Annotated in this window: 2 protein-coding genes and 1 pseudogene; all 3 read left to right on the top strand. The window is 33.3% G+C overall.

Annotated features, from left to right (window positions below; all coding sequences use genetic code 11):
• Positions 1–2,177 precede the first annotated feature (2,177 nt).
• A pseudogene (locus JFU23_RS17165) lies at positions 2,178–2,752 on the top strand (recombinase family protein).
• A 63-nt stretch (positions 2,753–2,815) separates the two neighbouring features.
• Complete coding sequence (locus tag JFU23_RS17160) at positions 2,816–3,778, top strand: helix-turn-helix transcriptional regulator (protein WP_201032354.1); 963 nt, start codon at positions 2,816–2,818, stop codon at positions 3,776–3,778.
• A gap of 74 nt (positions 3,779–3,852) precedes the next feature.
• Positions 3,853–4,485: a type 1 glutamine amidotransferase family protein gene (locus JFU23_RS17155; protein ID WP_002139367.1), complete on the top strand. Its 633-nt coding sequence runs from the start codon at positions 3,853–3,855 to the stop codon at positions 4,483–4,485.
• Positions 4,486–4,709: the final 224 nt, after the last annotated feature.

The following is a 4,709-nucleotide window of genomic DNA, read 5'->3' as shown; positions in this document are numbered from 1 at the left end:
GTTTGCCGCTCATTTGCGACTCCCTTATGTTAACATTTTCATATTTCAATGTCAACCAAGTTTTTTTATTTCTTTTGTCGCTTTCTGCGTTGTTGCTATCGGCGACTTGTCCTATATTACACCTCAATACTCTAATCGTCAACACCTTTTTATAAAGATATTTAATTTAATATGTTCACACCATTTTATCCCGCTATTTGCGGACAGTAAGACTCCCACCTCAAAGTTCGGCTGAAGCAAAGAAGTTAGTAGTGAGCCTGACGATCATAAATTACCGATTAGTAAAGGTTACATAAGAATCCACAAAGATTTTACTAAATAGCAATCATTGTCTACCTCTATCTACTAATCTCCCCTAACAAACCTCTCTATTTCAAGAGGATTATCCCCCGTACATTACTGGGTTCCACAAGAAATTCTTTTCTAGCAACTTCATTTACTTTCCTTATCTTAATTACAATATCTCTTTCTAACAGTACACACACTCTCCTGAACCATTCATAATAGAATGAACCGACTATAGACTAGATTCAATTAATATTAAAAATTATGATGAGTAAAGGACCATTCGTAGATTATTTCATAAAACCAGTTGGAGATAGAATAATTGGTTCGTTTACAGATTTCACGATACTTTCACAGAAAACACTTATTGTTTTGATACACGTCAACTATAGACTAGAAAAAGACGCTAAAACATATGAACATGCAAAACGGTCATAGCAACGTAGCTCGCGAACCTATACGGTCTATAGTGAGAGTCGTGATGGCACAATACAATCTTGCACGTCAGCGATACCAAAAATGGACTTCGCCTTTGGTAGCAAGAATCACACTGATGTTAATCAGGTTGCCCCTTTAGCAGTGGGAGTGTCAATAAATCCAATATTAATAATTGAAATATACTTTACTGAAGAACCACTTCACTAAAGCATGTAAAGTTACAAGCTATACTGGAAATCCGAACCTAGTATGGCAGCTCTTCTTTAAACGCATATGTCCAATAGAAAATAAGCGCCTCAATTGATTGAGTATGTCCATTACACCATTCAAGAACAAACGTTCTATTCTCTTGTTATACATCACTACTTCCTTGCATTTAAGTAATCACACTATAATTTTTCACTTACACTTATCTTCTATATAAAAGCTACAAAATTATAAAATTTAAAGAGTTGTATCCTATATCTATAAGTTTTCCGTTAGAAGAGCAAATAGCATCGCTAACAAAGCATATAGTTTCATTATTTCCAACCAAATTACAAATAGAGTATATAACTACCTACATTTATTCCCGATGAACCCATTCTTCCTCCAACTTATTTATATCAACGTGATAATAAAGACAAATATGCTGTTCAAATAGCAACCAGTGGCCAACTATATTTTAGTTATCTTATTTATAAGGCTACAAAAAAAAGATTCTTATCCAACTACTAGAGGAAACAAGTAGAACTTATAAAGAAGCTGAACACTATGTACAAGAGCAGTTCCAATATTACTACTCATAACTGATCTTCCCGCTCGAAAATTTTCTTTGGAATTTCGTGTAACAAACTATCCAAACTATAAAAAAGATTATAGAGTCTAAACATTAATCCACACATCTTTATCCAAAATGTTATATGCGAAAGTAATACATAAGATTTTCAAGAACTATATTTTGAAATTATCGCCGCTCTTCAAAAGCCAGATTCAGAAAAAAAGAACACGCGCTATTATCTTTTTAACTCCACCACTTTCACCATATAACTACTTAAAACAAATGAAGTGAAGGCTAATAATCAGTGGGGGTTGTTGATCCCCCACTGATTATTAGCCTTCACCAATCGGGCGTTTACAGGCAACAGGGCTCCCACCTAACTTCTTTGCTCCAGCTGAATTTCGAGGTGGGAGTTTTACTGCCCGCAAATAGCGGGATAAATGAAACAAATATTCTGTTACAATGAATTTTTTTCTTCAAACTTTTTTCATGTACCACTATTCGGGTTCACTTCAATTTAACATGTGGTAGCTTCTTTGCTATTCACGAATTAAAGCCATTATCATACAGTATCATCTCATTTCTATAATTATTCAGTTAATTAGTTCAATTATATATCAATAGAGTTTAGGAGACTGATAAAATCATAGTTAAGAGCGTCTCATAAGACTTTTCTCAAAAATGAAGTGATATTTTGCGAAAAATCGGTTATATACGCGTCAGTTCAACTAGCCAGAATCCTTCAAGGCAATTTCAGCAACTGAACGAAATCGGAATGGATATTATTTTTGAAGAAAAAGTTTCCGGAGCAACAAAAGATCGTGAGCAACTTCAAAAAATGTTAGAGGATATACAAGAAGGTGACATCATTTATGTTACGGACTTAACTCGGATTACTCGTAGTACACAAGATTTATTTGAATTAATCGATAACACACGGAATAAAAAGGCAAATTTAAAATCCTTAAAAGATACATGGCTAGATTTATCAGAAGATAATCCCTACAGCCAATTCTTAATTACGGTTATGGCGGGTGTAAACCAATTAGAACGTGATCTTATCCGTATGCGGCAGCGTGAAGGAATTGAACTGGCTAAGAAAGAAGGAAAGTTTAAAGGTCGGTTAAAGAAGTACCATAAAAATCATGCAGGAATGAATATGCAGTAAAGCTTTATAAAGAGGGAGATATGACTGTAAATCAAATTTGTGAAATTACAAATGTGTCTAGGGCCGCATTATATAGAAAGCTATCGGAAAGGAACAGTTGATGAGTTATATCAAAAATCGGAAATATATAATAGAAAATAAATTTCATATAGAGGTGGAATTATATGCCTAAAATTGACAATATGTTAGCAATTCTATGGATGCTTCGTTCAGGTGAAAAAATTACTGCAAAACAAATTTCAGAAAAGTTAGAGATGAATATAAGGACTGTGTATCGTTATATTGATACAATTTCAACAAGTGGCGTACCTATAATTTCAGAACCAGGACATAACGGTGGATACACTTTATTGAACAATTTTATTGAGGCTCCTCTTTTTTTTGATTTTGAGGAGCAAACTTCACTATTTCACGCTGCTGTTTTTGCAGAAGAAGCCGGATATTATGGAGGTGAAGCACTAAATAGGGCCATTTCAAAACTAAGTAAATACTCAAATCAAGAGCAGGAAACAAAGATAAACCAACATTTAACTAGTCTTGAAGTAATAAGTCGATTAAGTTCACTCTCTATAGAACCTTTTTTGAAGGAGTTGGAACAGGCCGTAGCTGACGGGTACTCAGTAAAAATTCTTTACCATAAAAGTGGCGAAAAGCAATTAAATTATAGATTGGTCGATCCGTACAGAATTATCTATTGGAATAATAAGTGGTATGTGATTGGATTTTGTCATCTTAGGAATGATATCCGTAGTTTTAGAGTAGATCGAATTGAAAGTCTAATGCTAACCAAAAATAAGTTTAACCGGCCAGAAAATTTTTCAGCACGTGACTTTTTTATAAAAAGTCTTCTTCCAACTATAGAAGATAAGGAAGGGATTATTTCTTTGGTTATTAATGGGGATAAAAGTGTATTGGCTGATATTTGCCAACATTGGTTTTTAGGACATTATTTACAAGAACGGACTTCAAATCAAGCAGTTTTTCTTCTTGAAAAAGATATGATACATACATATGTACCTTATTTACTTTTACCGTACAATAAATCTATTAAAGTTATTGAGCCAATAAGTCTTAAGAAAAGACTTATTGAAGTTCTGTCGGAATTAATAAAATTTCATCAAGTATGATAACTTCCCTGACATCAACTGTCAGGGAAGTTATATTATAATAGCTATATCAATCGTGATTGGAGTGTTATTGGATGCAAACAAAAAAAGCTTTTCTATATGTATTTAATACAATGTCGGACTGGGAATATGGATATTTAATTGCTGAACTAAACTCAGGAAGATATTTCAAAAAAGATTTAGCACCTTTAAAAGTAATTACAGTAGGAGCTAATAAAGAAATGATTACTACTATGGGAGGACTGAGCATAAAACCAGATATTTCCCTTGATGAATGTACTCTTGAGAGTAAAGATCTTTTAATTTTACCAGGAGGGACTACTTGGAGTGAAGAAATTCATCAACCTATCTTGGAAAGAATTGGCCAAGCTTTAAAGCTTGGCACTATTGTTGCTGCAATTTGTGGTGCAACTGAGGGCCTCGCGAATATGGGATACTTAGATACTAGAAAGCATACAAGTAATAACTTAGAATATACTAAAATGGTATGTCCTAACTATAAAGGAGAAAAGTTCTATGAGTTGGGATCTGCGGTATCTGATGCGAATTTAGTTACTGCATCAGGAATAGCTCCTCTGGAATTTGCAATGGAGGTACTGAAAAAAATAGATGTATTTACACCAGATGCATTACATTCATGGTATAACCTAAATAAGACTCATAAACCTGAATACTTCTTTCAGTTAATGAATTCAATAAATAAATGAAGTAACTGAAAAGCTCAATTTCTCTATTTTGATTTGTGGAGAAGTTGGGCTTTTTAATTTGGAATTTCCTTATCGTTGTTAAAGCCTATAATGAATAACAATTTTATATAAATACGCTTACCTTTAAACAAATAAGCTTGTTATCAATGGATTTCTTAAGCCATTAATAACAAGCTTATTTCATTAAACACAAAAAAGACGAGTCATTCTGACTCGTCTTAAAG

It is taken from the genome of Bacillus sp. TH50, assembly GCF_016650565.1.
GTDB classification, from domain to species: Bacteria; Bacillota; Bacilli; order Bacillales; family Bacillaceae_G; genus Bacillus_A; species Bacillus_A mycoides.
This window is presented reverse-complemented; position numbering and strand designations above follow the sequence as displayed.